The following is a 26230-nucleotide window of genomic DNA, read 5'->3' as shown; positions in this document are numbered from 1 at the left end:
GTTTTACATCTTAATTCGCTTGACATTCAATTTGTCAATGTTCATGGTTCCTATTTTCAATGCTTCCCCATTGGCGAGATGTCCTACTGTATCCAGTGGCATCTCACGTACTTGATTGAAGAACTTGGCAGCAGCCGTATCCACGGCTACAATATCCGGTGAGATAAACAATCCTTTTGCCAGTACAACATCGGATGCAGAGCGTCCCCGGGGACCGTTTGTTTTCATGATCCGGTAGGCGTCTACTACGTTGAGTACAGCTTTCTTCTGTAATGTACAGATATCTGCGATGCATTGTTGCAAATCGTTCTGGTGGAAGAATCCGCGATCCCACACAATCCCCATGTGATTTTTCATGGAGATAGTCAGATTGGCACCTCCGTGATTCTTCAGAATAGGAACATTGATCCATACATCACAATCCAGAATCGCTTCGTGCACTTTGGCTTTCTTCATCTTTTTGCCTTTTGGCAGATCAATTGGTTTGTAATACGACTCCAGATGTGCAGGCATTACTTTGGCTCCGGCTTTTTTGGCAGCAGCTTCAATACCACTGTTTTTGTAGCATTTCTGCCAATCGTCACAAGTATGGTCGAACACGACCACTTCTTTAGCTCCGGCGGCAAAACATTGTCTGACGATTTCTTCAATCAGTTTCGGATTCGTATTTCCTGCCAGTTCCGGCACTTTATCCCAACCGATATTAGGTTTTACAACCACTTTCTGTCCCGGTTTCACGAATTGCTTCATACCCCCCAGTTCGCTTATGGCACGGCGGAACATCTCTTCGGGTTCTCCGCCCATAACGGCCACCAGATCAGGATTGCTTCCGTTTGCTTTATTGATTGTTTGAGTTAACACCTCCATAGCCTCCGAACGCTGTATAGTCAAGGCGGCTCCGGTGATAGCTACTGTTTTTAAAAAATCCCTTCTGTCCATCTTTCTATATTAGTTTAGAGTTTGGCAATTGCTTTCAGGAGGGCGTATCCGCCGAACCATTGCAGTAACATTCCCGGAATACCGATACGGAAGTCCTGTACTGCTTCGTAGAAACTTCCGACGATGGCCCATTCAAATGCAACGCCTATGACCTGATAAGTGAGTACGACACCAAGAATGGCCAGTAATGAAACCGATTTTATAGTACGTGCTGCAAGAGCTGAAGCTCCGGCGAGTAAGGACGATTTGATTAATAGGATGGGAAGTACCGCTTCCGAGGGCATGGCAAACAATAAATGATTGATGACTGGTGAAAGAATAGCAGTCAATAATCCTACAAGAAAACCATATTTATAAGCCGCAATCAGCGTGAAAAAATAAATAGGTAACAGGGTAGGACCACCATAAGGTACAAGATGGCATAATTGTGGAAGTGCAATGTTACCCGCTACAAATAGTAAGGCGAACAGGTAGGTTTTCACATTGCTGTGTTTCAGCGAATAGAGTTTGACGGATGTTTCCATTTTCGTTGATACTTTAATGTTGAATAGAACGATAATATATTAATAATAAGACTTTTCTCCAGATAAAAGGTTTAATCCGACTGATATATTATTTTAATCCTGTAGGAAAAGAAAGTTTCAGGCGCTTGAAACTTTTAGTTTCCCGGCATGAAACTATAAGTTCCACACTGGGAAACAAAATAGGACAGGCAGGGATTGATATTCAGAAAATATCTGTCTTGATAATGAATTGTCAGTATCAAGTGGCAGTTTCTTCCTATAACAACGAAAGAGAAGCCTTGTATGTTCGGAATAAGCATACCTAATGTCCCGATAATTGTATAATGATATGCAATTTCGTTATGGGAGATTATCCGTTCATTCTTTCTTTAATCTTTCCCCATGCATGCGTATCGAATAGACAACTTTGGCGCATCGTCTCATACATCTCTTTAAATCTGGACATAGGTATGGTATAGCTTAGTTTGTCAGCTTCGAAATGAGGGCGAACCGATGGGTCGAAGAAACCGAGGAAAGTGCGTTTGCCTCCTTTACGATTCTCTATCGTGGCTTGCGTCACTACAGCACTACAGCCGGAACCAAAGGTAGAAACGACGCAATCTGCTGCGTTATTATCATAAAAAGCCCAAGTGGTCAAGCCCGAAAGCATATCCGGATTTGCCAGAAATACGACACCTTCTATTTCTTCAAGGCTTTCTACCTTATCTATACGTGCAAAATGAAGATACTTGTTTTCTGTTCGGGGAACTCCGATTTGCTGTATAAAGTCGATGACCATTTCAGGAGTCTGTTTGTATTTCTCTTTGAGCGAAACGAAAGTCGGTACACGTTCTGGCATTTCGGTGAAGCCAGTATAGAATTTACCGCCGCCACAACCGATGTTTTCAGCATTCAGGCTGATAATACCACCATCTCTTACCGTCTTCATACCTTTGAAGAAGCAACCGTTTATCTTTTCTGTTTCTCCTTTTTGCTCGTCCGAGTACCAGAAAACAAGAGGCAATTCAGCATTTTCTCCGAATGCCTCTTTGAAATTTTGAATAAAAGTTTGGATGTCCATAAGCTTATCAATTTTGGTTCTTTATGTAGGTCTTTCTACAAAGTTAGAATAAAAAAGGATAAGTGCAAGTGATTTAAAAGTTAATGTTTGATACACTTTTCTTACACTCTTCCAGCTTCTCCAATCCCTCTTTCGACAGTTTGGGGTAATGTAAATCCAATTGCTGCATCCGGTCACAAATAATTCGTCCTACTGCGTAACGCATGAACCATTTATTATCGGCAGGGATTATATACCATGGAGCCAGTTCCGTTGATGTCTCCGTCAGTACATCGGCATAAGCATTCATATAGTCCTCCCAGAATTGACGCTCTTTGATGTCCGCCGAAGAGAATTTCCAGTTTTTAGATGCATCGTCCAGTCGCTCCATGAATCGATTTTTCTGTTCGGCTTTCGATACATTGAGAAAGAATTTCAGGACAATCGTTCCATTCTCCGTCAGATAGCGTTCAAAATCGTTGATCTGTCGATAACGACGCTTCCAGAAGTCGGGATCAATGTCATTTATGGTTTCGACACCTGGTAACTTGTTGGATAGAATAATTTCCGGATGCACTTTGGCAATCAGCACATCTTCGTAGTGCGAACGGTTGAAAATGCCGATTCGTCCTCTTTCCGGGAGAGAGCGATTGATACGCCAGAGATAATCATGGTCCAGTTCTTCAGCAGACGGTTGTTTGAACGAATACACTTGGCATCCCTGTGGGTTAATGCCGGACATCACATGCTTGATAGTCCCGTCTTTTCCTGCAGCATCCATCGCCTGAAAGATAATCAGGATTGAATACCGGTCTTGCGCATAAAGCATACTTTGCAGCTCCGAAAGCTTCTCAATATCCTTTGCCAGTTGTTCTTTAGCGTCTTGCTTGGATAAATCGCCAGTGAATGACGAGTCAAAATCCGATACCAACTGTTTCTTTCCGGGCTTTGCCAGCAGGTCTTTTAGAATATCCTTTTTCATGTGACGGTAGTTTTAATAGTTCTATTTAAATTAAACAGTTGAGGCAGTCAATTGGTTTTTATAATCAGTATGTTTGAGACATTTCATGAGAAAGAGGCTTCTTGACGGATAATGACCAAAAATGAACGGATATTGCTCTGGTATCATGAAGGAATTTATCCGAAATTTGCAATCGAATTAGTACTATATAATAAAAGAAACAATGAAGTATTTGAATAAAGAAATCAATGGTATCACCCTTTCGCGTATCGGACTGGGTGCCATGAGAATGGCTGACGTTCAGCAGGGAGTCGACACGATACATGCCGCGCTAGACAGTGGAATTACGTATCTGACTTTTATGGTCACGGAGAAAGTGAACTGGTGATCCGCGAGGCTTTGAAAACCCGGGAGCGCGGAGACATTTTTATTGCCGTCAAGTTTGGTGGAATGCTCACTTCAGATGATCGGTTCTATGGTATTGACGTCCGTCCGCAGAACGTACAAAATTATCTGGTTTACACTTTGAAACGATTAGGCACAGATTACGTTGAACTCTATCAGCCAGCACGCATCAATCCGCACATCCCGGTGGAAGATACTATTGGTGCCGTTCTCCGTCGCCATACCTATGCCAGCGGCAGTTATCAAGGTCAAAGAATAGATTTATAATCTGATTCTTGATGACATAAGAGTGGTAGACGTGTTCTTTATCAGGAATATAACTTTTAATGAGTTCAACCTGTTTTCTCAAACGCAGGCTTTCTTCCTCACTCAACTCTTGCCTGGTATGTAATTTCTTCAACTGACCCGCCTGTTGCAGACGGATGCCGGATGTCATAGCCATTATTTCCTTTTTCAATTCAGCAGAATGAATGATGAGATAGCCCTTGAAATCGGCTGAATAAGCTGTGTGCTCTATAATATCATCCGGATACACCTGCATCACCATGTTCTTTTTCAGTGTATGCGATAAATAGTTTATTCCTATTGTAATTTCTCCGGAAAGAACAAAGATGAGGGAATAGCCTTTTAAGCGTATCGGATAGTTTTTGACTTGAACCGGCGAACGACGGGAGTTATCTATATCTATGACGGACAATTGCTCCTGAAAGGTAGCTTCTGCGGATATTCTTTCAAAGTATTCTGGCAAAGCTAAATCTACCACCTGTTCCATAAAAACACTATTATAATTTGTAGAAAACAAAGTTCGCACTATTCTTACAGAAAAAAGAGAGTATAGGCCACTTTGTTTTAGTCAGAATCCGATATTACATATTTTTAAGACGATAGCGTCTTCAATCGGGAGAAAAACAGACATTCAACTTCGTTTTCAATAATAATTACTTATATTTGTCCGGATATGGAATAAGAAAAACCGATATGAAGTATTTGTTAATATGTGCAGGCTTGCTTCTCATAGTCTTTCACTCATGGGGACAGGAGAGGCTTGCGGATAGAATCGCTCCTCCGTCAGGATATGTTAGAGAGACCTGCTCCGATAATTCGTTTACAACTTATTTGCGCAATTTGCCATTATTGCCTAAAGGCAGTAAAGTGTTACTTTACAATGGAAAAGAAAAAGCCAATCAGGCAGCCGCATTTGCAGTCGTAGATATGGAGATAGGCAATCGTGATTTGCAGCAGTGTGCCGATGCAGTGATACGCTTGCGGGCGGAATATCTGTGGAAACATAAACGGTATGCAGACATAAAATTCAACTTCACAAGTGGATTTACTGCCGAATATAAGAAATGGGCGGAGGGAAATCGAATAAAAGTCAACGATAATCAGGTTCAATGGTATGCTTCGGGCAAGGGAGTGGATTATTCCTATAAAACTTTCCGTAACTATCTCGATATGGTTTTTATGTATGCCGGAACTGCCTCTTTATCTCGTGAACTCCCAGCTGTGCTTTATACTTCCTTGCAACCCGGGGATGTCTTTATTAAAGGTGGTTCACCCGGTCATGCTGTGATTGTTATGGATGTTGCCATTCATCCGAATACCGGGAAGAAAGTATTTCTCCTGGCACAAAGCTATATGCCTGCCCAACAGATTCATATCCTGGTCAATCCAACCAGCCGCAACCTTTCTCCCTGGTACGAGCTGACGGAAACGGATGCAGGGAAACTATACACTCCGGAATGGATTTTTGAGAAGAAAGACCTGAAGCGTTTTAAATAGGATAATAGACATAAATGCAACATAGCAAAGAAATAATTAAATCTTTTCTTACTCGATTTTCCATCTTTTCCTTATCTTTGGCATTCAACAAACCGTTTTAATCATACAACAACGAAAAACAACCGATTATGAATTATGATTTATCAATGAATGCTAACCAGTTGGTGGCATTCCTTCAAAAAACAACTTCAGAGTTTACAAAAGCTGACATTATCTCATTTATCCAGCAAAAAGATATCCGCATGGTTAATTTTATGTATCCGGCGGGAGACGGGCGTCTGAAAACTCTGAACTTTGTCATCAACAATCAAGCTTATCTGGAAGCTATTCTCACATGTGGAGAACGGGTAGACGGTTCCAGTCTTTTCTCATTTATAGAAGCGGGCAGTAGTGACCTTTATGTAATTCCCCGTTTTTGCACAGCATTCGTTGATCCGTTTGCCGAGATTCCGACGCTGTCTATGCTGTGCTCTTTCTTCAATAAAGACGGCGAACCCCTCGAAAGTGCACCAGAACACACTCTTTACAAAGCAAGCAAAACTTTTACAGAAGTTACCGGAATGGAATTTCAGGCAATGGGCGAATTGGAATATTATGTAATAGCTCCGGATACTGGTATGTTTCAGGCAACCGACCAACGTGGTTATCACGAATCGGGTCCTTATGCTAAATTCAATGAGTTCCGTACTCAATGTATGTCTTACATCGCACAGACAGGCGGGCAAATAAAGTATGGACACTCCGAAGTGGGTAATTTTACGCTGGATGGTTATATCTATGAGCAGAATGAAATAGAATTCCTGCCGGTTCCCGTATCGCAGGCAGCAGATCAATTAATGATTGCCAAATGGGTGATTCGTAACCTGGGATTTAGATATGGATACAATGTAACCTTTGCTCCAAAGATTACGGCAGGTAAAGCAGGTTCGGGCTTGCATGTCCACATGCGTATCATGAAAGACGGAAAGAACCAGATGCTGAAAGACGGTGTTTTGTCGGAAACAGCACGCAAGGCAATTGCCGGAATGATGGTGCTTGCTCCGTCAATTACTGCTTTTGGAAATACCAACCCTACTTCTTATTTCCGTCTCGTTCCTCATCAGGAAGCACCTACCAATGTTTGTTGGGGAGATCGTAACCGCTCTGTATTAGTGCGTGTACCTCTGGGATGGGCTGCAAAAACAGATATGTGTACATTGGCAAATCCGTTGGAAGCTGAAAGTCATTTTGACACCAGCCAGAAGCAGACTGTAGAAATGCGTTCTCCGGATGGTTCGGCAGATTTGTATCAACTGTTGGCTGGTTTGGCTGTTGCCTGCCGTCATGGTTTTGAGATTGAAAATGCGCTGGACATTGCTGAAAAAACTTATGTAAATGTGAATATCCATCAGAAAGAAAACGAAGATAAGCTGAAATCACTGGCGCAACTGCCGGATAGCTGTGAAGCTTCTGCCGATTGCCTGCAACAACAACGGGCAATCTTTGAACAATATAATGTATTCAGCCCGGCAATGATTGATGGTATCATCCGCAGACTTCGTGGTTATGAAGATAAAACATTGCGTGCGGATTTGGAAGGAAAGCCGATGGAGATGTTAGATCTCGTACATAAGTATTTCCATTGTGGATAATTAAAAAATGATATACGGATAAAAGACTATCTTCGGTTGAAAGGTAGTCTTTTATTTTTTTATATAATACATTCAGACCAAACAGGCTACAAATTTACAGGTTTGGTCTACTTAATGCCGGGTTTGGTCTACAAACTCTCTACGCAGATCGGTAAAACTCTACTTTTGTCTCATTCAAACCCTAAAACAGATAAAAGAATGAGGATTATTTTGTTAAGTGCGTTCGCCTTGTTTCTATTACTTCCTGAAAATATACAGGCACAGGTTACTGTGAAAACCGGGTATATATCTTCTTCCCGATATAAAGATGAAAATGGACAGTATCCCGGGAAAGGGGATATGTGCTTTGTGGAAGGGAACGTCAATATTCCCGTATCACAGAAAATGAATGAAAGAAATCAGCCAACTCTTTGGATGATTTCGGCAGGAGGAAGCTATACGGCAATGAATAATAAGAATCTTCAATCTTACATAGATCAAATTATAAATATGCAGTTGAGCGTAACCAATATTCGCCCTATCAGCAAAAAATGGCTTTTGTTGACGACTGTCGGTGCAGGCGTCTATACCTCTTCTGATGTAAAACTGAAGAATGTTCTGGGACAGGGAGGAGTTATTTTCATCCGGCAGTTCAAGTCCAATTTATCTCTTGGGGCCGGATTGGCTGTGAACAACACATTTGGTTATCCGATGGTATTTCCTGCTATTTATTTTGATTGGAGCACTGAAGGACGTTATCAAATTAAAGTTTCGATGCTGAATGCCATGGAAGTATCGGCAGGAATGAAAATGAATAAATATCTGAATCTAAGGATCGTGGCAGAGATGAACGGGTCATTGGCATTGTTGGAAAGAGAAGGAAAAGATACTATGTTTTCCCAGCAATTCATTATTGTAGGTTTACAACCGGAAGTAAGTATGGGGAATTCTTTTTCAATCACTGCTACTGCCGGTGTGTCGTGTAGCAGAATAGCTTATTACACTACCCGCACTTTAAAGGCTTTCTTCGAAGATATGTCTAAAGATACTGATCCATATTTTAAACCGGCAATGTATGTTTCGGTGGGAATGAAGTATAAGTTCTAAAAAAATGGTAACTTTATCGCCTGATGTCAGTTAAGATACTATTATATACGTTACTGAAGCAAATTGGGATATTTCTTGTAGTCTCCTTTTTAGTGTTCAGAGGCACTTTTGTCGAAAGCGATAGTTTAGGGCTAAATCTTTCTACGGGAGTTAGTCTTTTACTTTCTGTCATTCTATGGGGAATCATAAATCTGCATACTTACTGGTTAATTCCCGGTTATCTGTTTCAGCGTAGATATAAAAAGTATATCATATATTTGAGTTGCCTTGTTGGATTTATGCTGACCGCCATGGTTGGTGCTATTTGTTTTCTAGGGCAATATTATGTTATACCCGAACAGATGCAAAGACTAAACAGTGATCTCCCTTTCTTTCTGTTGATAAATGCATTGGCACTGATACTCTATTTCCTGGCTTTTTCTTTTACTATTTTTCTGCATCGTTGGGTGGCCTATCAACAACGATTAAATGAATTGGAGAATATTAGCATACAGACTGATCTAAATCATTTGAAAGATCAACTCCAACCGGAGTTTTTTTCGAGAATATTGAATAAGGTACGAACCTTGCTGGGAGAAGATGGAGAAAAGGCGTCATTGCTTATCTTTAAATTAAGTCGGTTGCTTAGATACCAACTTTATGAAAGTGAACGGCAACAGGTATTGTTGGGAGATGATATCGATTTTATGACTGATTATATGAAGTTGGAGAAACTATGTAATCCGGAGTTTAATTTTGAAGTCAACATCCTGAATGAAGTGCGTTATATACAAGTTCCTCCTTTATTGTTTATGCCTGTGATAGAATATGTGATTCAGACAACTGTATGTGGAGAGAATGGAAAGGGAGAAAATATAAGGATCGATTTTCAAATGGAAGAGAATCAGCTTCGATTTATTTGTACATACTGTCTGCGAAAAAAGGAAAGTCTACAAGTAGCACCTGCTTTTGACAAGTTACGGCAACGATTGGACTTGTTATATCCGGGAGGTTATCAATTAAAAAGTGGCTATAATGATGAGGCACTGTGTACCATTGGTTTAATGTTGGAATTATGAAAGATACCTGGAATGTATACGATTGGGGGAAGAATCTGGTAAATGACCGTTTCAGGCTTATCAGTAATTTACTATTGCTATTTATTATACTCTTTTTGGGCTTTCAGAATGTATATGGAGATTTTACTAGAGAAGGTTTCCTATATGCATATCCGGTTAGTATATTGGTTTTTGCATTTCCTATCTATCTGAATATATATTGGTTAGTGCCCCGTTTCCTGTATAAAGCCAAGCGCAAGTTATGGTGTTATTGGATTTCGTTTCTCGGAGTCAATTTAGTGAGTGTATTATTAGGATTTATATTTCTGTCTCCATTATATCAACGATACGGTATTCGTGGGTTTTGTATACAGGATAACCATGCTGTTTCTTTTGATAGTATTGCTTATGGAGTATTAGTACTGCTATTAAGTGCAGGTGGCTGTACGAGCTTTGAACTATTTCGCCGTTGGGTTGTCTCCGATAAAAAGATTCTTGAATTGGAGAAGGCGACTAAACAGGCAGAATTGCAACAATTAAAGAAACAGATCAATCCGCATTTTCTTTTTAATATGCTGAATAATGCCAATATTTTGGTAAAGGATGCTCCGGATGAGGCTTCACAGATATTGGAGAAACTGGACAATCTACTTCGCTACCAGTTGAATGACAGTACAAGAAGAGAAGTATTTCTTACTGCAGATATACAGTTTCTCACCAGCTTTCTTGAATTGGAGAAGGTGAGAAGGGATCATTTTGAATATACAATCTTTCAAGAGGGAAATATGGAGAATATCTGTATTCCTCCGTTATTGTTTATCCCTTTTGTAGAGAATGCGGTGAAACATAATTTGGATAGCGACAATTTATCTTATGTTCACTTGTATTTTTCTGTGCATAATAAACAGTTGACGTTTCGTTGCGAAAATTCTAAGCCCCGTGTTCCTGTTAAGCGGGAAGGGGGAATAGGGTTGGCCAATGTGAAACGCAGACTGGATTTACTTTATGAATCACGGTATACGCTACAGATAGAAGATAAAGAAACAACTTATAATGTCAACTTACATCTAAACTTATGAATTGTATTATTGTTGATGACGAGCCGGTAGCTCGCAAAGGTATGAAGTCATTGGTGGAGCAGATTCCACAACTGACATTGGTGGGTAGCTTTAATAATGCTATCGCAGCGTCCGCTTATATAAATGAATATACGGTTGATCTGATTTTCCTTGATATTCAGATGCCGGGAATTACCGGAATAGAATTTGCGCAAAGCATTCCCGTGAATACGTTGATTGTCTTTACAACGGCGTATGCGGAATATGCACTCGATAGTTATGAAGTAAGTGCCATTGATTATCTGGTGAAGCCCATTGAAATGAACCGTTTTCTGAAAGCAGTCAATAAGGCAATAGCATATCATAAACTGTTATTGTCGGAAACAGCCGAAAGAGTGGAGGAGATACAGGAAGAATATATCTTCATCAAATCGGAACGACGCTATATCAAGATAAACTTCAGTGATATTCTTTTTATTGAAGGACTAAAGGATTATTCCATTCTCCAATTGGAAGGTCAGCGGGTGATTACTAAGATGAATCTGAAAAATATTCATGAGCAACTGCCCGCTAAACAGTTTCTCCGGATAAACAAGTCCTATATTGTCAATACTTCACGGATTGACTCTTTTGATACCAATGATATTTTTATTAAGTCTTATGAGATAGGAATAGGAGGTGGAAACTATAAGAAAACGTTTTTTGAGGAATTTGTAGCGAAGAATTTGCAGAAAGACTAATCCGGTAGTTTACATGGAATGGCTTGGTATAAAAAGAATAAGAACGTTAAGTATTGGCCTATTTTCATAAAAAAGATGTTTTGCAGAAAGAAAAAGGAGAGAATATAGTGCAATATCCCCAAATAATGCTTTCCTTTGTACCAACAACAATAAAGAGGTTTATTACGATTTGATTTTTTTACATGAATCTTCTCATTTATTTGAGCATATCCATCTCTAATTAAGATCTTCCTAAAACTTTCTTATTGAATTATTAATTTTTTATATTTGTATTTTATGAATTTGTACATTGGAAATCTTAGCTATAATGTTAAGGAATCAGATTTGAGACATGTAATGGAAGAGTATGGAACAGTTGCTTCAGTAAAGTTAATCACAGATCGTGAAACTAGAAGATCAAAAGGTTTTGCGTTTATCGAAATGCCGGATGATGCAGAAGCTGCTAAAGCTATCGAACAATTGAACGGTGCAGAATATGTAGGTCGTTCAATGGTAGTAAAAGAAGCATTGCCAAAGAATTAATACTGAATACATATACAGTAATAGAGAAAGGCGCACTAGGTAACTAGCGCGCCTTTCTTCTGTTAATCCTCATTGTTATCTTCTTCATCATCCACCATATTATTGAGTTCCAATTCCAGGTCTACCAGCTCTTGTTCCCATAATTTCAGGATATCCTTCGGTGTATCTTTTGCAGCTTTCTTTATTCTTTCTTGAGCAACAGATACTTCATGCTCTAATTGTCTACGTCTGCTCATAATTCTATTGTTTTGATTATAAAATGATAACAACTCGTGTAGGGAATAGTTCGACGGGATAAAATTAAAGTAATGGGGTGAACTATTCACAAATAAAGGATGTTTTGTAATCTGAATCTTTAAAAAACATACAGCCATGCTCAATTTAATAGCCGTTTTCTTAGTATGTTCAGGTATCGGAATTGCAGTACATATTGCCATAGACCTGACACATCGTCCGCAATCAATGAAGATAATGAATGCAGTCTGGATATTATCTGCATTATGGGGAAGTTATTTAGCTTTATGGGCGTATAATAAGTTTGGACGGAGTAGTCCGATGAAAGCTGAGGATGATGGGATGAAAATGGATATGTCTGGCATGAAAGATATGTCTGATATGAAGGGAATGGATATGTCCGGTATGAAAGATAATATGGAGATGGATATGGCCATGCAGGGAGAAATGTCGATGCAAGGAATGCAACGTCCTTATTGGCAATCGGTAGCTTTGTCGGCGCTTCATTGTGGTGCAGGATGTACATTGGCAGATATCATAGGAGAGTGGTTCACAAACTATGTTCCTGTAACTGTGGCAGGAAGTCAGCTCTTTGGTAATTGGGTACTTGACTTTATTCTGGCTTTGATGATTGGTGTTTATTTCCAATTCTATGCTATTCGGGAGATGGAAAAAATATCGGTAGGTAATGCCTTGGCTCGTGCTTTCAAAGCGGATTTCTTTTCTCTTTTATCCTGGCAGGTAGGAATGTATGGCTGGATGGCGATTGTCTATTTTGTATTGTTCATCAATGAACCATTACCCAAAGACACATGGATATTCTGGTTTATGATGCAGTTGGCTATGCTTTTCGGTTTCTTCTGTGCATATCCTATGAATGCTCTTCTTATAAAATTAGGTATAAAGAAAGGTATGTAAAATAAATGCAGATTTACTCTAAACGATAAGTATGTAATTACTTATTTGAGGGAGTGAATCTGCATCTGTTATGATATGACTACTTTTGTCTTTTCTTTCTCTTTGGGAGTTTATCTTTTCAATAATTTCGGTATATCCGAAGGTTTTTGTGCTACCCGGATACCGGCAGCTTCTAAAGATTCAATCTTCTCTTTTGCCGAACCGGAACTTCCCGAAATGATAGCTCCTGCATGTCCCATCTGCTTCCCCGGAGGAGCTGATTGTCCTGCAATAAATGCCACTACAGGTTTGGTTACATTATTGCGGATATATTCAGCCGCTTGTTCTTCTGCGTTTCCTCCAATCTCTCCAATCAGAACGATTGCTTCTGTTTCCGGATCATTTTGGAACATCTCCAGCAGTTGACGGAAATGAAGACCTACAACAGGATCGCCCCCGATGCCGATAGCGGTGGATTGTCCCATACCATTAGCTGTTAAGTGATACACAATCTCGTAAGTAAGTGTTCCGCTACGGCTGATAACTCCGACATTTCCTTCTAAAAAGACCTGTCCCGGTAAAATGCCTACCATGCTTTTTCCCGGAGAGATCAGTCCCGGACAGTTGGGGCCGATCAGCATAGCACCTTTTTGTTCGACAAACTGGTGCGCCTTAATTACATCCAGCGTGGGGATTCCTTCCGCAATACAGACAATTAACCGGATGCCCGCATCTGCTGCCTCCATAATGGCATCTGCCGCAAAACGTGCCGGAACAAAAATGATAGAAGTATTGGCTTTCGTTTGTTCAACCGCGTCATACATAGTATTGAATACGGGGATGCCGTCTACATCTGTTCCTCCTTTGCCCGGAGAAGTTCCTCCAACAACATGGGTTCCGTATTCTTTCATCTTCTTGGCGTGGAAAAGCCCGTCTCTCCCGGTGATTCCCTGTACAATCAGGCGGGTGGATTTATCTATTAATATGCTCATAATTGCTTTATTTATTAATGATTTGGGTACTTATTATGCTTTCAGAGCCATAAGAGCAGCTTCTTTCATCGTTGTGGCTATTTGGAAACGGCTGTAATTCCGTAACAGTTCCCGTCCGATATGCTCATTAGTGCCTGTAAGCCGTACGATAACAGGTATATTACTGTTTATCTGCTCGAATGCCTGAAGAAGCCCCATTGCTACATCATCACAGCGGGTGATTCCTCCAAAAATATTAATCAGGACCACTTTCACTTTTTCATCCTGCAATAAAAGTTTCATGGCTTCAATTACCTTGACAGGATTGGAACTACCACCAATGTCGAGAAAATTGGCTGGCTGACCTCCATAAAGTTTAATCATGTCCATAGTAGCCATAGCGAGTCCGGCACCATTTACCATACAACCGATGTTACCATCCATGTGGACATAACTGAATCCTTTATCTTTAGCGTCTGCTTCTATTCTTTCTTCCTCCGTCGGATCAAATAAAGCATGTACCTCCGGATGGCGATAGAGCGCATTGTCATCAAAAACAATCTTTGCGTCAATAGCCATCAACGTACCTTTCTTGGTTAGTGCCAGCGGATTTACTTCCACTAATGATGCATCATTTTCCATGAAGATCTTATAAAGTTCCTGAAGGATGGCCGCCATTTTACCCGCCTGCTCCATTTGAGGAAAGAGGGAGAAAGCAAAACGCCTTGCCAGATAGTCGGGAAGACCAATAAATGGATTGATTGAATATCGGATGATTTTCTCCGGTGTTTGACGGGCTACTTCTTCGATATCCATACCGCCGGATGCACTCATCATCAGAACGACAGAACGTGTATTTCGGTCGATGGTGTAACTGACATAATATTCGGCAGCAATATCTACCGCCTCACTAACCAGTACTTGATTGACCGGAAGTCCTTTAATACTCATTCCGAGAATATTTTTAGCTTCCTGATAAGCATCTTCCGTATTGTTTACCAGTTTCACTCCTCCGGCTTTTCCCCGGCCTCCGGTTAATACCTGTGCTTTTATAACCACCCTGTCTGTTCCCATCCTCCGGTAAGCGGCTATGACACCTGCGGCTGTACGGCATAAAGTGTGCCTCTCGACAGGTATTCCGTACTTGGAGAAAATCTCTTTCGCTTGATATTCATGTATTTTCATGGCTCATAAATTTGAGTAAATGATTCCTGTAATAAAAACAATAGCAAGATACGGAAAGTTTGCCGGAAAAGAAAAGTAATGGGGTGTTATACAACATGTTAATCCGTATGCTATGAATAGGCTTAATATAAAAAAGCGTGTTGGCAATAGTTACCAACACGCTTCATATATTTAAAGATAAAGTCTTTCTTACGGATGCTTATGCAATACCGTGAGCGTTGACAGTACCGTCAATTTTCTTAATCAGTCCTTGAAGTACTGCACCCGGGCCACATTCTGTAAAATCAGTAGCACCGTCGGCAACCATATTCTTAACAGACTGTGTCCAGCGTACGGAAGCAGTCAGCTGGGCAACCAGGTTCTTTTTGATTTCTGCAGGATCAGTGTGAGGAAGTGCGTCTACATTCTGATATACCGGACATTTAGGAGTATGAATTTCCGTAGCCTTGATAGCAGCTTCCAATTCAACTTTGGCAGGGTCCATCAATGGAGAATGGAAAGCACCACCCACTTTCAGCGGAAGAGCACGTTTGGCTCCGGCAGCTTTCATCAGTTCGCAAGCCTTTTCGATACCCGGTACAGAGCCGGAGATAACGATTTGTCCCGGACAGTTGTAGTTGGCCGGTACGCAAACTTCACCTTCTGCATTTACTGCTGCACAGATTTCTTCTACTTTTTCATCCGGCAATGCGATAATAGCAGCCATGGTGGAAGGAGTAGCTTCGCAAGCTTTCTGCATAGCCATTGCACGTGCATACACAAGCTTCAATCCATCTTCAAAACTCAATGCACCGGCAGCAACCAATGCAGAGAACTCACCAAGTGAGTGGCCGGCAGTCATTTCCGGTTTGAAGTCATCACCCATGCAAAGAGCAGAGATAACAGAGTGAAGGAATACGGCAGGCTGAGTAACCTTTGTCTGACGAAGATCTTCGTCTGTGCCGTCGAACATGATATCTGTAATGCGATATCCGAGGATATCATTTGCTTTTTCAAACAATTCTTTTGCTAAAGCTGAGTTTTCATACAGGTCTTTACCCATTCCTACAAATTGAGCGCCTTGACCGGGAAATACAAATGCTTTCATATTTTTATTATTTAATTGATTTTTAATTGCGGGTGCAAAGTTACGTATTTTTATGATACAACCGCACAAAATGTACACATTTGTGCAACGGAGTCCGGAAAATGCCATAAAGGGCCGTTGCCGTGTCCGACATTCAATTCTTTTCCTGCGATAATAGCTTGAGTGATATACGTTTTAGCGTGCTGGATGGATTCTCGCATGGGGTATCCTTTGGCCAGATAAGTAGCAATGGCAGAGGAGAGGGTACACCCGGTTCCATGCAGGTTATGGCTTTCTATCTTTTTCTCCTCATATATATGATAGATAGATTCGGACGTGTGCAAAAGGTCGCACATATTGTCTCCCTCCAGATGTCCGCCTTTTAACAAGATGCTAGTGTGATAATCGTCCGTCAGCATTTTGGCGGCTGCCTGCATGTCTTGAATGTTGTGAATACTTTTACCTGTAAGCACCTTCGCTTCGTCGATGTTGGGGGTGATTAATGTCACAAGCGGCAAAAGTTCTTTTTTTATTTCTTCTATAGCTTCATCTGTCATGAGTTTCTTTCCGCTGGTAGACACCATTACCGGATCGTAGACGACGTATGCAGGTGAATATTTTTGTAAACAGTCGGAAATCACACGAACAATTTGAATATCATTTACCATTCCTATTTTGATGGCAACCGGTTGCAGGTCGTCCATCACTGCTTCTATTTGTCCACGAACAATGTCAGGGGCGATAGATTGTACGGCACGTACTCCCAGTGTGTTTTGTATGGTGATGGCAGTAATAGCCGATGCCGCATAGCCACCTAAAGCGGAGATTGTTTTTATGTCTGCTTGAATACCTGCGCCTCCCGAACAATCGGAGCCGGCAATGGATAAAATGACTGGATGACGTTCCATTTTAGTTTTTTTAATATTTACCCGACAAAGATAGAATAAAAAACGATAAGGTACAAAATGGCATATCGTTTAAAATACAATAAGTACCTTTACCGCTATCTGCTGGAAATGATATGAAAAGTACTGATAATAAAGCGTCCATCTAGTTTTTGTACTTTATACAATTACTCACTCGCGGAAATACTAAAATACATATTGTAATTCGTAAGATAACACTAACTATTCATATTGTAGAATGTATGATATGTATTTATATGAAAAACAATGTTTTATAGCATGTTTCTTATTTTGTTTTGATGGTTTGTAGCCTCTATATTTGCATCGTCTTAAAGAAATGTATATGCAAAATTTACAGAAAAATACACCTTTAGCAAACAATCATATATCAGTAGACTGTGTAGTGATTGGTTTTGACGGAGAACAACTGAAAGTGTTGCTTGTAAAACGTGCAGGTGAGGATAATGGAGAAGTATATCATGATATGAAACTTCCCGGAAGTCTTATCTATATGGATGAAGCCTTGGATGAAGCTGCACAACGAGTTTTGTATGAACTGACAGGACTTAAAAATGTGAATCTGATGCAGTTTAAAGCATTTGGTTCTAAAAACAGAACGAGTAATCCGAAAGATGTACGTTGGTTGGAAAGAGCTATGCAGTCAAAAGTGGAGCGTATTGTTACCATTGCATATTTGTCGATGGTGAAGATAGATCGTACGTTGGATAAGAATCTGGACGATCACCAGGCTTGCTGGGTCGCTTTGAAAGACGTGAAAACACTGGCTTTCGACCATAATCTGATTATAAAGGAGGCAATGACTTATATTCGTCAGTTCGTAGAATTTAATCCTTCCATGTTGTTCGAACTGCTTCCGCGTAAATTTACAGCCGCACAATTAAGGACTCTTTTTGAATTAGTATATGACAAAGCCGTGGACGTGCGTAACTTCCATAAAAAAATAGCAATGATGGAATATGTAGTTCCTTTGGAAGAAAAACAACAAGGAGTGGCTCACCGTGCTGCCCGTTATTATAAATTTGATAAGAAGATATATAATAAGGTAAGGAGGTAAATCCTGTTCAAGTATTAAGTATCAAGTATTAGGCGTTGAATGTTAAAGCATTAATTGTCGGACATTGAGCGTAAATCGTAAATAGTAAATCGTTTAATCGTAAATAAAATTATGTTTCTATTAGGTTATGACATAGGTAGCTCGTCTGTAAAAGCGAGTTTGGTAAATGCGGAGACTGGTAAATGTGTATCCTCGGCATTTTTTCCGAAAACAGAAGCGAATATTATTGCAGTGAATCCCGGATGGGCGGAACAAGATCCTGAAAGTTGGTGGGAAAACTTAAAGTTGTCCACGCAGGCTATTATGACCGAATCCGGAGTGAGTGCCGCTGAAATTAAAGCCATCGGTATCTCTTATCAGATGCACGGATTGGTTTGTGTTGATAAGAATCAGCATGTATTGCGTCCTGCTATCATCTGGTGTGACTCTCGTGCGGTGCCATACGGTCAGAAAGCGTTTGAGACAATCGGGGAGGAGAGATGTCTTTCTCATTTGTTGAACTCACCGGGGAATTTTACTGCTTCCAAGTTGGCGTGGATTAAAGAAAACGAACCGGCCATCTATGAGCAGATTGATAAGATAATGCTGCCGGGCGATTATATTGCCATGAAGTTGAGTGGAGAAATCTGTACAACTGTTTCCGGGCTTTCGGAAGGTATGTTCTGGGATTTCAAGAACAATCGGGTGGCTGATTTCTTAATGGATTATTACGGATTTGATTCTTCTTTGATTGCAGATATTAAACCGACTTTTGCTGAACAAGGACGTGTAAATGCAATAGCTGCCAAAGAGCTTGGACTGAAAGAAGGAACACCGATTACCTATCGTGCAGGCGACCAGCCTAACAATGCCCTTTCTTTGAATGTGTTTAATCCGGGAGAGATTGCTTCTACGGCAGGAACATCGGGAGTGGTTTATGGCGTGAATGGTGAAGTGAACTATGATCCGCAGTCACGCGTCAATACCTTTGCGCATGTCAATCATACCATAGATCAGACACGTTTGGGAGTATTGCTTTGCATCAACGGAACGGGTATTCTCAATTCATGGGTAAAACGCAACATTGCTCCCGAAGGAATATCTTATAATGAAATGAATGTGTTGGCTTCCAAAGCTCCTATCGGCAGTGCGGGAATCAGTATTCTGCCCTTTGGTAACGGTGCCGAACGTATGCTGAACAATAAGGAAATCGGTTGCAGCATACGTGGACTGGACTTCAATGCACATGGCAAACACCACATTATCCGTGCCGCTCAAGAAGGTATTGTATTCTCTTTTAAATATGGCATTGATATCATGGAGCAAATGGGAATTCCTGTGAAGATGATCCATGCCGGACACGCTAATATGTTCTTGAGTTCTATCTTCCGCGATACTTTGGCGGGAGTCACAGGAGCTACTATCGAGCTTTACGATACGGATGGTTCCGTAGGCGCTGCGAAAGGTGCGGGCATCGGTGCAGGTATCTATAAGGATAACAATGAGGCATTTGCTACGCTTGACAAACTGGATGTGATTGAACCTAATGTGGCAAAACGCCAAGAATATGCTGACGCGTATGCAAAATGGAAATACCGTCTTGAAAAGTCGATGACCGGTAACATACCGGCTCCGGTTCTGTCTTCAGATAAATAATTAACAATTTAAATAATAACCATTTTAAAAATAAAAGAATTATGGCAACAAAAGAATTTTTCCCGGGAATTGAAAAGATTAAGTTCGAAGGTAAAGATAGTAAGAATCCGATGGCATTCCGTTACTACGATGCTGAAAAGGTTATCAACGGCAAGAAGATGAAAGATTGGTTGAGATTCGCTATGGCATGGTGGCATACTTTGTGTGCTGAAGGTGGCGACCAATTCGGTGGCGGAACAAAACAATTCCCTTGGAATAGTAATGCTGACGCTATACAAGCTGCAAAAGATAAAATGGACGCAGGTTTCGAATTCATGCAGAAAATGGGTATCGAATACTACTGTTTCCACGATGTAGACTTGGTTTCTGAAGGTGCAAGCATCGAAGAATACGAAGCTAACTTGAAAGCAATCGTAGCATACGCAAAACAGAAACAAGCTGAAACTGGCATCAAACTGTTGTGGGGTACTGCCAACGTATTTGGCCATGCACGTTATATGAACGGTGCTGCTACTAACCCTGATTTTGACGTAGTAGCTCGTGCTGCTGTTCAGATCAAGAATGCAATCGATGCAACTATTGAACTGGGTGGTCAGAACTATGTATTCTGGGGTGGCCGTGAAGGCTATATGTCTCTTCTGAATACAGATCAGAAACGTGAAAAAGAACACCTGGCAAAAATGCTGACCATCGCTCGTGATTATGCTCGTGCCCGTGGTTTCAAAGGTACTTTCCTGATTGAACCGAAACCGATGGAACCGACAAAACATCAGTATGATGTAGATACAGAAACAGTAATCGGATTCCTGAAAGCTCATGGCTTGGATAAAGATTTCAAAGTGAACATTGAAGTAAACCACGCAACTTTGGCAGGTCACACTTTCGAACACGAATTGGCAGTAGCAGTAGACAACGGCATGTTGGGTTCTATCGACGCTAACCGTGGTGATTATCAGAATGGTTGGGATACAGACCAATTCCCGATTGACAACTACGAATTGACACAAGCTATGATGCAAATAATCCGCAACGGCGGCTTGGGTAACGGTGGAACAAACTTCGACGCTAAAACTCGTCGTAACTCTACTGACCTGGAAGATATCTTCATCGCTCACATCGCAGGTATGGATGCTATGGCTCGTGCATTGGAAAGTGCAGCTGCTTTGCTGAACGAATCTCCCTATAAGAAAATGTTGGCTGACCGTTACGCTTCATTCGACGGTGGTAAAGGTAAAGAATTTGAAGATGGCAAGTTGACTTTGGAAGATGTAGTTGCTTATGCTAAAGCAAACGGTGAACCGAAGCAGACTAGCGGTAAACAAGAGCTTTATGAAGCAATTCTGAATATGTATTGCTAATTAACCCCACCACAGATTACACGGATCGTCACAGATTAATTTTCTTCTCTCTTATTTTGAATTTTATCTGTGTCAATCTGTGAAATCTGTGGTGATATAAATCCAACTACTACAACACTACTTTATCTACTTATAACCATGATTAATACAACGAACGAAGGTAGTAAACTCTACCTATATTCGATAACCTCTGTCGCCATTTTGGGAGGACTGCTTTTCGGATACGATACAGCAGTTATTTCCGGTGCGGAGAAAGGCTTGGAGGCTTTTTTCCTTTCGGCCTCTGATTTTCAATACAATAAAGTAATGCATGGAATCACATCTTCCAGTGCATTAATTGGCTGTGTACTGGGTGGTGCGATCTCCGGTATATTTGCTTCCCGTTTGGGACGTCGTAATTCTCTAAGGCTTGCTGCCGTACTCTTTTTCCTTTCAGCATTAGGTTCCTATTATCCGGAAGTCTTATTCTTCGAATATGGAAAGCCGAACATGGATTTGCTGATTGCTTTTAATTTGTATCGTGTTTTGGGCGGTATCGGTGTTGGACTGGCTTCTGCAGTCTGTCCGATGTATATTGCTGAAATTGCTCCTTCTAATATTCGTGGAACGCTTGTATCGTGTAACCAGTTTGCTATCATCTTCGGTATGTTGGTAGTATACTTCGTGAATTTCCTGATTATGGGCGACCATCAAAATCCTATTATTTTGAAAGATGCAGCCGGTGTACTGTCTGTTAGTGCTGAATCTGATATGTGGACTGTTTATGAAGGATGGCGTTACATGTTCGGTTCGGAAGCTTTCCCTGCCGCTTTCTTCGGCCTGTTGTTGTTCTTTGTTCCCAAGACTCCTCGTTATCTTGTATTGATACAGCAAGATGAAAAGGCTTATTCGATCCTTGAAAAGATCAATGGTAAGACAAAAGCACAGGAAATTCTTAATGATATTAAAGCTACTGCTCATGAAAAGACAGAGAAAATCTTTACTTATGGAGTGGCAGTAATTGTGATCGGTATTTTACTTTCTGTATTCCAACAGGCTATCGGTATTAATGCGGTACTTTATTATGCTCCTCGTATTTTCGAAAATGCAGGTGCAGAAGGAGGTGGCATGATGCAAACAGTTATTATGGGTATTGTAAACATTGTCTTTACATTGGTTGCAATCTTCACTGTAGACCGCTTCGGACGTAAACCGCTGTTGATAATCGGTTCTATCGGTATGGCTGTAGGAGCCTTTGCAGTAGCAATGTGTGATAGCATGGCAATAAAGGGTATTCTACCGGTACTTTCAGTGATTGTGTATGCAGCATTCTTTATGATGTCTTGGGGACCGATTTGCTGGGTGTTGATCTCGGAAATATTCCCGAACACCATTCGTGGTAAAGCAGTGGCAATCGCTGTGGCTTTCCAATGGATATTCAATTACATTGTATCTTCTACTTTCCCAGCACTGTACGACTTCAGCCCGATGTTTGCATATAGTTTATATGGAATAATCTGTGTGGCTGCTGCCATCTTCGTTTGGCGTTGGGTACCTGAAACGAAAGGTAAGACACTGGAAGATATGAGCAAACTTTGGAAGAAAAATAAATAAATTAGGTTAGTGTAATTTCATCATGTCATTATGACTTCGATTTCTTGGCATGGTTCTATTAAGATTATGACATCGTACCAATGGTATGGTGTCATAATTGTTTTTATTTGAAACTTTTGGGAACTACTATAAAGTTGAAAAAACATGAAAACATCTGCCACCTGCAACGAAAAGCGTGTAATACACTAGTTGATAAATAGTTGGAGCGTTGCAGATACTGTTGCAGATAGGTTGCAGATCAAAGTATCTGCCACACAGTATAAACCTTACATAAGCCAATTCTCCAGGAGGGCAAAAGTTTATTGTATACATTAACTTCCCGTTTCCAGGCGGGGAACTGTCGTTCCCGGAATTAGAAATTACAGTTTCCACGGCAGGAAACGAGAGTTTCTAAGGCGGGACACTACAGTTTCTACGTAAGGATACTATCGTTTCCCCGTAGAGACACCACCATTTCTCCATAGAGTCACCCCAATTATCCCATAGCTTTGCATAAAGGAATCAAGGCTTTTTCTTTGATTATATAACGTGTTGCAGATACTTTATCTGCAACCTATCTGCCGCAGGTATCTGCCACGTTACAACTATCTATTAACTAGTGAATTACACGCGTTTCGTTGCAGGTGGCAGATGTTTTTATGTTTTTCAACTTTATAGTAGGAAAAACTTTCATTCATTTCAGTACAGTTCTTAATTAAATGGGAATTTAGCGGTTAAATGAGAATTTATCGGTTAAATGGGAATTTTGCAGTTAGGCTGAAAGCCTTACAATTATATATTTATTGGGGTGCCCTGAAAGGGCTTAATTATATAGCGTAGGGCAACGCCCTACGAAAAAAACACACCAGCCACAAGCCCTGAAAGGGCGGAACCATATACAATTATGCCCTTTCAGGGCGCAAATTCAGATTGTCGCTTTTACGTAGGGCGTTGCCCTACGCTATATAATTAAACCCTTTCAGGGCACTCCGCAAAATTATCATTTAACTCATTTATATTCTGAAAAGAATTAAAACCGTCAAGAAACGAACTACTTTTAGCGTCAGTTCGATGCAATATCTATCTGTATGACTTAACGGTCAGATACATTCTCCAAAGTTTCGGAAGGTTTGCCGCCCAAGAGCTTTTCCAAGTCACGTAATTGACGTTGATAATCCTGCAACATCTGACTGACAAAACCACGATAGCAAGAAGCTGATATCAGGAAGTTCGACCATTTCGCCCATTCTTCAAAAATCTTTTGACACTCTGTGCGAGGTGAGTTTTGTAAAGAAAAGAAATGCAGGCAAGCCTTTTGCATCTCCGGCATCCCATTTTCCCATGAACGGTCGAGGTTGGTTAACGCTTTAATAAAATGTTTGATTTTGTGGTGTAACGCTCCCAAACGTTGTAATTCCGAACGATCGACTGATACAGTAGGGCATAGTCGTCGTGATTGGGTTAAATAAAACTGTTTTAGGTTTTCTTTTTCTTCCAGATTAGGAAAATTAGCTTCCTGCCGATTGCTTTGAACGGTTTTTACAGGTGCATTGTTTTGTTCTTCATGCATGATACAACGGTTTTAAGATAGGCGGGAATAAAAAAACGGTTCCGCCTTTCCCGTTGCATAACACTCCACAGAAGCTGGGGACGCATTAACGTTCCCCACGGGGGTACGAAACCGCGTATCTACGGCAGCAACAGGCATAAAAATGCCTGCTACTGGAGTTGAAGCAGGTTCACTGCTTCTGTGGGTATAAAATGTTATGCGTTGCAAATGTACGATAATTTTCGGAAGTCGCAAATTAAACGGCGCAAGAATTTGTATGAAAATTATGTGATGTTAAAGCACTGTAGCCATTTCTGAAGCATGTATTAAAATTAAGTATAATGCATTTTTAATTTTGCAATGACAATGTATAAAGATAAACAGTACCTTTGCACAGTCTTTATATAAAAACACGTATTGTTATGGAACAACATCCGATAAAAATTAATAAAGTGCAGATACGTAATCTGCAAATAGAAGATTATGTACAACTATCCCAATCGTTTACCCGTGTTTATTCTGACGGTAGCGATGTGTTTTGGACTCGTGAGCAGATTCAGAAGTTGATTAAAATCTTTCCGGAAGGTCAGATCGTCACAGTCGTTGACGATAAAATAGTTGGTTGTGCTCTTTCTATTATTGTTGATTATGATAAAGTAAAGAACGACCATACGTATGCACAGGTTACGGGTAAGGAAACATTCAATACACATAATCCCAAAGGAAATATCCTGTATGGCATTGAAGTATTTATCCACCCGGGCTATCGTGGTTTGCGTCTCGCACGTCGTATGTATGAATATCGTAAGGAGCTTTGCGAAACATTGAATCTGAAAGCGATTATGTTTGGCGGACGTATCCCGAATTATCATAAATATGCTGACAAAATGCGTCCGAAAGAATATATCGAACGGGTACGTCAACGCGAGATTTATGATCCGGTACTTACTTTCCAGTTGTCGAATGATTTTCACGTTCGTAAGGTAATGACTAATTATCTGCCAAATGATGAAGAATCAAAACATTATGCTTGTTTGCTGCAATGGGATAATATCTATTATCAGCCACCTACACAAGAATATATCAGTCCCAAAACTACGGTTCGCGTAGGACTGGTGCAATGGCAGATGCGTAGTTATAAAACGTTGGATGACCTGTTCGAACAAGTAGAATTCTTTGTGGACGCAGTCTCCGATTATAAAAGTGATTTTGTTCTTTTCCCGGAATATTTCAATGCTCCTTTGATGTCGAAGTATAACGATAAGGGAGAATCGCAGGCTATTCGCGGATTGGCAAAGTATACGGATGAAATTCGGGAACGGTTTATGAATCTGGCTATTAGCTATAATATTAACATTATAACCGGGAGTATGCCATACGTAAAAGAGGACGGATTGCTTTATAATGTAGGTTTCCTTTGCCGACGGGATGGAACCTACGAAATGTATGAAAAATTACACGTCACTCCCGATGAAATAAAAAGCTGGGGACTTAATGGTGGTAAACTTCTGAATACTTTTGACACGGACTGTGCAAAGATTGGAGTTTTGATCTGCTATGATGTCGAGTTCCCCGAACTTTCCCGCCTGATGGCAGATCAGGGAATGCAGATATTATTTGTTCCTTTCCTGACAGATACCCAGAATGCCTACTCCCGTGTTCGTGTCTGTGCGCAGGCACGCGCCATCGAGAATGAATGTTTTGTAGTCATTGCCGGAAGTGTCGGAAATCTTCCCCGTGTGCACAATATGGATATTCAATATGCCCAATCGGGTGTGTTTACCCCATGCGACTTTGCTTTTCCAACAGACGGAAAGAGGGCGGAGGCAACTCCTAACACCGAAATGATTTTGGTATCGGATGTTGATCTGGATTTGCTGAACGAGTTGCATACTTATGGTAGTGTACGCAACTTGAAAGACCGCAGGAATGACCTGTATGAGGTGAGATACAAGAAATAAAAAGAGTGACGCTATGCTGTCCGGATAGCGTCACTATATGCCTTGGATAGCGTCACTATCCGGGGCATATAGTGACGCCCTTTTGATAGAATACTTTT

Annotated in this window: 26 protein-coding genes; 15 read left to right on the top strand and 11 right to left on the bottom strand. The window is 40.7% G+C overall.

The genetic code is table 11. From position 1 onward, the window contains the following. Nucleotides 1-3 precede the first annotated feature (3 nt). The 4 genes from Bovatus_RS04150 to Bovatus_RS04135 all read right to left on the bottom strand — a co-directional run bounded on the left by Bovatus_RS04150 (nt 4) and on the right by Bovatus_RS04135 (nt 3484). The gene (locus Bovatus_RS04150; protein WP_004295850.1) at nt 4-939 is read right to left on the bottom strand and encodes a DUF362 domain-containing protein; all 936 of its coding nucleotides are present in this window, start codon (nt 937-939) and stop codon (nt 4-6) included. A gap of 14 nt (nt 940-953) precedes the next feature. Further along, entirely contained in the window at nt 954-1463 is a 510-nt protein-coding gene (locus Bovatus_RS04145; RefSeq protein ID WP_004295851.1) for a hypothetical protein, read from the bottom strand. Nucleotides 1464-1812: 349 nt separating this feature from the next. Then, on the bottom strand, nt 1813-2523 hold the full coding sequence (locus Bovatus_RS04140; RefSeq protein ID WP_004295853.1) for a DUF169 domain-containing protein: 711 nt from the start codon (nt 2521-2523) through the stop codon (nt 1813-1815). A 73-nt stretch (nt 2524-2596) separates the two neighbouring features. Further along, entirely contained in the window at nt 2597-3484 is an 888-nt protein-coding gene (locus tag Bovatus_RS04135) for a polyphosphate kinase 2 family protein (RefSeq protein WP_004295854.1), read from the bottom strand. A 202-nt stretch (nt 3485-3686) separates the two neighbouring features. Between Bovatus_RS04135 and Bovatus_RS25435 the strand changes: the two genes are divergently transcribed. Both Bovatus_RS25435 and Bovatus_RS24550 read left to right on the top strand, forming a co-directional pair. After that, nucleotides 3687-3851 (top strand): hypothetical protein, encoded by a 165-nt coding sequence (locus Bovatus_RS25435; protein WP_004295856.1) that lies wholly within the window; start codon nt 3687-3689, stop codon nt 3849-3851. Beyond that, entirely contained in the window at nt 3848-4135 is a 288-nt protein-coding gene (locus Bovatus_RS24550; protein ID WP_074726660.1) for an aldo/keto reductase, read from the top strand. The genes Bovatus_RS25435 and Bovatus_RS24550 overlap by 4 nt, the downstream gene beginning before the upstream one ends. Here the strand turns inward: Bovatus_RS24550 and Bovatus_RS04125 are convergent. Further along, a complete protein-coding gene (locus Bovatus_RS04125) occupies nt 4065-4640 on the bottom strand; it encodes a hypothetical protein (protein ID WP_004295857.1) in 576 nt (191 codons plus the stop codon). The two genes, Bovatus_RS24550 and Bovatus_RS04125, sit on opposite strands and share 71 nt — an antisense overlap. A gap of 206 nt (nt 4641-4846) precedes the next feature. Here Bovatus_RS04125 and Bovatus_RS04120 point away from each other — a divergent pair, with 206 nt between their 5' ends. The 7 genes from Bovatus_RS04120 (at nt 4847) to Bovatus_RS04090 (ending at nt 11724) form a co-directional block, all read left to right on the top strand. Beyond that, nucleotides 4847-5650: a DUF4846 domain-containing protein gene (locus Bovatus_RS04120; RefSeq protein WP_004295858.1), complete on the top strand. Its 804-nt coding sequence runs from the start codon at nt 4847-4849 to the stop codon at nt 5648-5650. Between the two features lie 128 nt (nt 5651-5778). Continuing rightward, a complete protein-coding gene (locus Bovatus_RS04115; RefSeq protein WP_004295859.1) occupies nt 5779-7281 on the top strand; it encodes a glutamine synthetase family protein in 1503 nt (500 codons plus the stop codon). Between the two features lie 198 nt (nt 7282-7479). After that, on the top strand, nt 7480-8367 hold the full coding sequence (locus tag Bovatus_RS04110) for a DUF6268 family outer membrane beta-barrel protein (protein WP_008998276.1): 888 nt from the start codon (nt 7480-7482) through the stop codon (nt 8365-8367). A gap of 341 nt (nt 8368-8708) precedes the next feature. Next, complete coding sequence (locus Bovatus_RS04105; protein ID WP_224440793.1) at nt 8709-9425, top strand: histidine kinase; 717 nt, start codon at nt 8709-8711, stop codon at nt 9423-9425. After that, nucleotides 9422-10483, top strand: a complete 1062-nt coding sequence (locus tag Bovatus_RS04100; protein WP_004295862.1) for a sensor histidine kinase — start codon at nt 9422-9424, stop codon at nt 10481-10483. The genes Bovatus_RS04105 and Bovatus_RS04100 overlap by 4 nt, the downstream gene beginning before the upstream one ends. Next, the gene (locus Bovatus_RS04095) at nt 10480-11202 is read left to right on the top strand and encodes a LytR/AlgR family response regulator transcription factor (RefSeq protein ID WP_004295863.1); all 723 of its coding nucleotides are present in this window, start codon (nt 10480-10482) and stop codon (nt 11200-11202) included. The genes Bovatus_RS04100 and Bovatus_RS04095 overlap by 4 nt, the downstream gene beginning before the upstream one ends. Before the next feature lie 276 nt (nt 11203-11478). Further along, the gene (locus tag Bovatus_RS04090; RefSeq protein WP_004295865.1) at nt 11479-11724 is read left to right on the top strand and encodes an RNA recognition motif domain-containing protein; all 246 of its coding nucleotides are present in this window, start codon (nt 11479-11481) and stop codon (nt 11722-11724) included. Between the two features lie 62 nt (nt 11725-11786). On the opposite strand, the gene Bovatus_RS25430 is transcribed toward Bovatus_RS04090, so the two are convergent. Next, the gene (locus tag Bovatus_RS25430) at nt 11787-11960 is read right to left on the bottom strand and encodes a hypothetical protein (protein WP_004303314.1); all 174 of its coding nucleotides are present in this window, start codon (nt 11958-11960) and stop codon (nt 11787-11789) included. A 136-nt stretch (nt 11961-12096) separates the two neighbouring features. On the opposite strand from Bovatus_RS25430, the gene Bovatus_RS04085 reads away from it, so the two are divergent. Beyond that, on the top strand, nt 12097-12876 hold the full coding sequence (locus tag Bovatus_RS04085; RefSeq protein WP_004303313.1) for a DUF4396 domain-containing protein: 780 nt from the start codon (nt 12097-12099) through the stop codon (nt 12874-12876). Between the two features lie 110 nt (nt 12877-12986). Here Bovatus_RS04085 and sucD read toward each other — a convergent pair whose 3' ends face one another. The 4 genes from sucD to thiD form a co-directional block, all read right to left on the bottom strand. Next, entirely contained in the window at nt 12987-13847 is an 861-nt protein-coding gene (gene sucD / locus Bovatus_RS04080) for a succinate--CoA ligase subunit alpha (RefSeq protein ID WP_004295868.1), read from the bottom strand. Between the two features lie 33 nt (nt 13848-13880). Next, nucleotides 13881-15011 carry an ADP-forming succinate--CoA ligase subunit beta gene (gene sucC / locus Bovatus_RS04075; RefSeq protein WP_004295869.1) on the bottom strand — a complete coding sequence of 377 codons (1131 nt, stop codon included), beginning with the start codon at nt 15009-15011 and terminating at the stop codon, nt 13881-13883. Nucleotides 15012-15210: 199 nt separating this feature from the next. Continuing rightward, nucleotides 15211-16098, bottom strand: a complete 888-nt coding sequence (gene fabD / locus Bovatus_RS04070) for an ACP S-malonyltransferase (protein ID WP_004295871.1) — start codon at nt 16096-16098, stop codon at nt 15211-15213. Nucleotides 16099-16148: 50 nt separating this feature from the next. Further along, a complete protein-coding gene (gene thiD / locus Bovatus_RS04065; protein ID WP_004295872.1) occupies nt 16149-16985 on the bottom strand; it encodes a bifunctional hydroxymethylpyrimidine kinase/phosphomethylpyrimidine kinase in 837 nt (278 codons plus the stop codon). A gap of 340 nt (nt 16986-17325) precedes the next feature. Between thiD and Bovatus_RS04060 the strand changes: the two genes are divergently transcribed. The 4 genes from Bovatus_RS04060 (at nt 17326) to xylE (ending at nt 22643) form a co-directional block, all read left to right on the top strand. Continuing rightward, nucleotides 17326-18057 carry an NUDIX hydrolase gene (locus Bovatus_RS04060; protein ID WP_004295874.1) on the top strand — a complete coding sequence of 244 codons (732 nt, stop codon included), beginning with the start codon at nt 17326-17328 and terminating at the stop codon, nt 18055-18057. 111 nt (nt 18058-18168) lie between these two features. Next, nucleotides 18169-19692, top strand: coding sequence for a xylulokinase (locus Bovatus_RS04055; protein WP_004295875.1), 1524 nt, complete (start codon nt 18169-18171; stop codon nt 19690-19692). A gap of 41 nt (nt 19693-19733) precedes the next feature. Beyond that, nucleotides 19734-21050 carry a xylose isomerase gene (gene xylA / locus Bovatus_RS04050; protein WP_004295876.1) on the top strand — a complete coding sequence of 439 codons (1317 nt, stop codon included), beginning with the start codon at nt 19734-19736 and terminating at the stop codon, nt 21048-21050. A gap of 138 nt (nt 21051-21188) precedes the next feature. Beyond that, nucleotides 21189-22643, top strand: a complete 1455-nt coding sequence (xylE, locus tag Bovatus_RS04045; protein ID WP_004295877.1) for a D-xylose transporter XylE — start codon at nt 21189-21191, stop codon at nt 22641-22643. 1072 nt (nt 22644-23715) lie between these two features. Here xylE and Bovatus_RS04040 read toward each other — a convergent pair. Beyond that, entirely contained in the window at nt 23716-24192 is a 477-nt protein-coding gene (locus Bovatus_RS04040; protein ID WP_004295879.1) for a hypothetical protein, read from the bottom strand. A gap of 401 nt (nt 24193-24593) precedes the next feature. Between Bovatus_RS04040 and Bovatus_RS04035 the strand changes: the two genes are divergently transcribed. Then, nucleotides 24594-26132: a carbon-nitrogen hydrolase family protein gene (locus Bovatus_RS04035; protein WP_004295880.1), complete on the top strand. Its 1539-nt coding sequence runs from the start codon at nt 24594-24596 to the stop codon at nt 26130-26132. Nucleotides 26133-26230: the final 98 nt, after the last annotated feature.

Source organism: Bacteroides ovatus, from assembly GCF_001314995.1.
Taxonomy (GTDB): domain Bacteria; phylum Bacteroidota; class Bacteroidia; order Bacteroidales; family Bacteroidaceae; genus Bacteroides; species Bacteroides ovatus.
The sequence above is the reverse complement of the archived record's forward strand: the minus strand, read 5'-3'. Positions and strand labels throughout refer to the sequence as shown.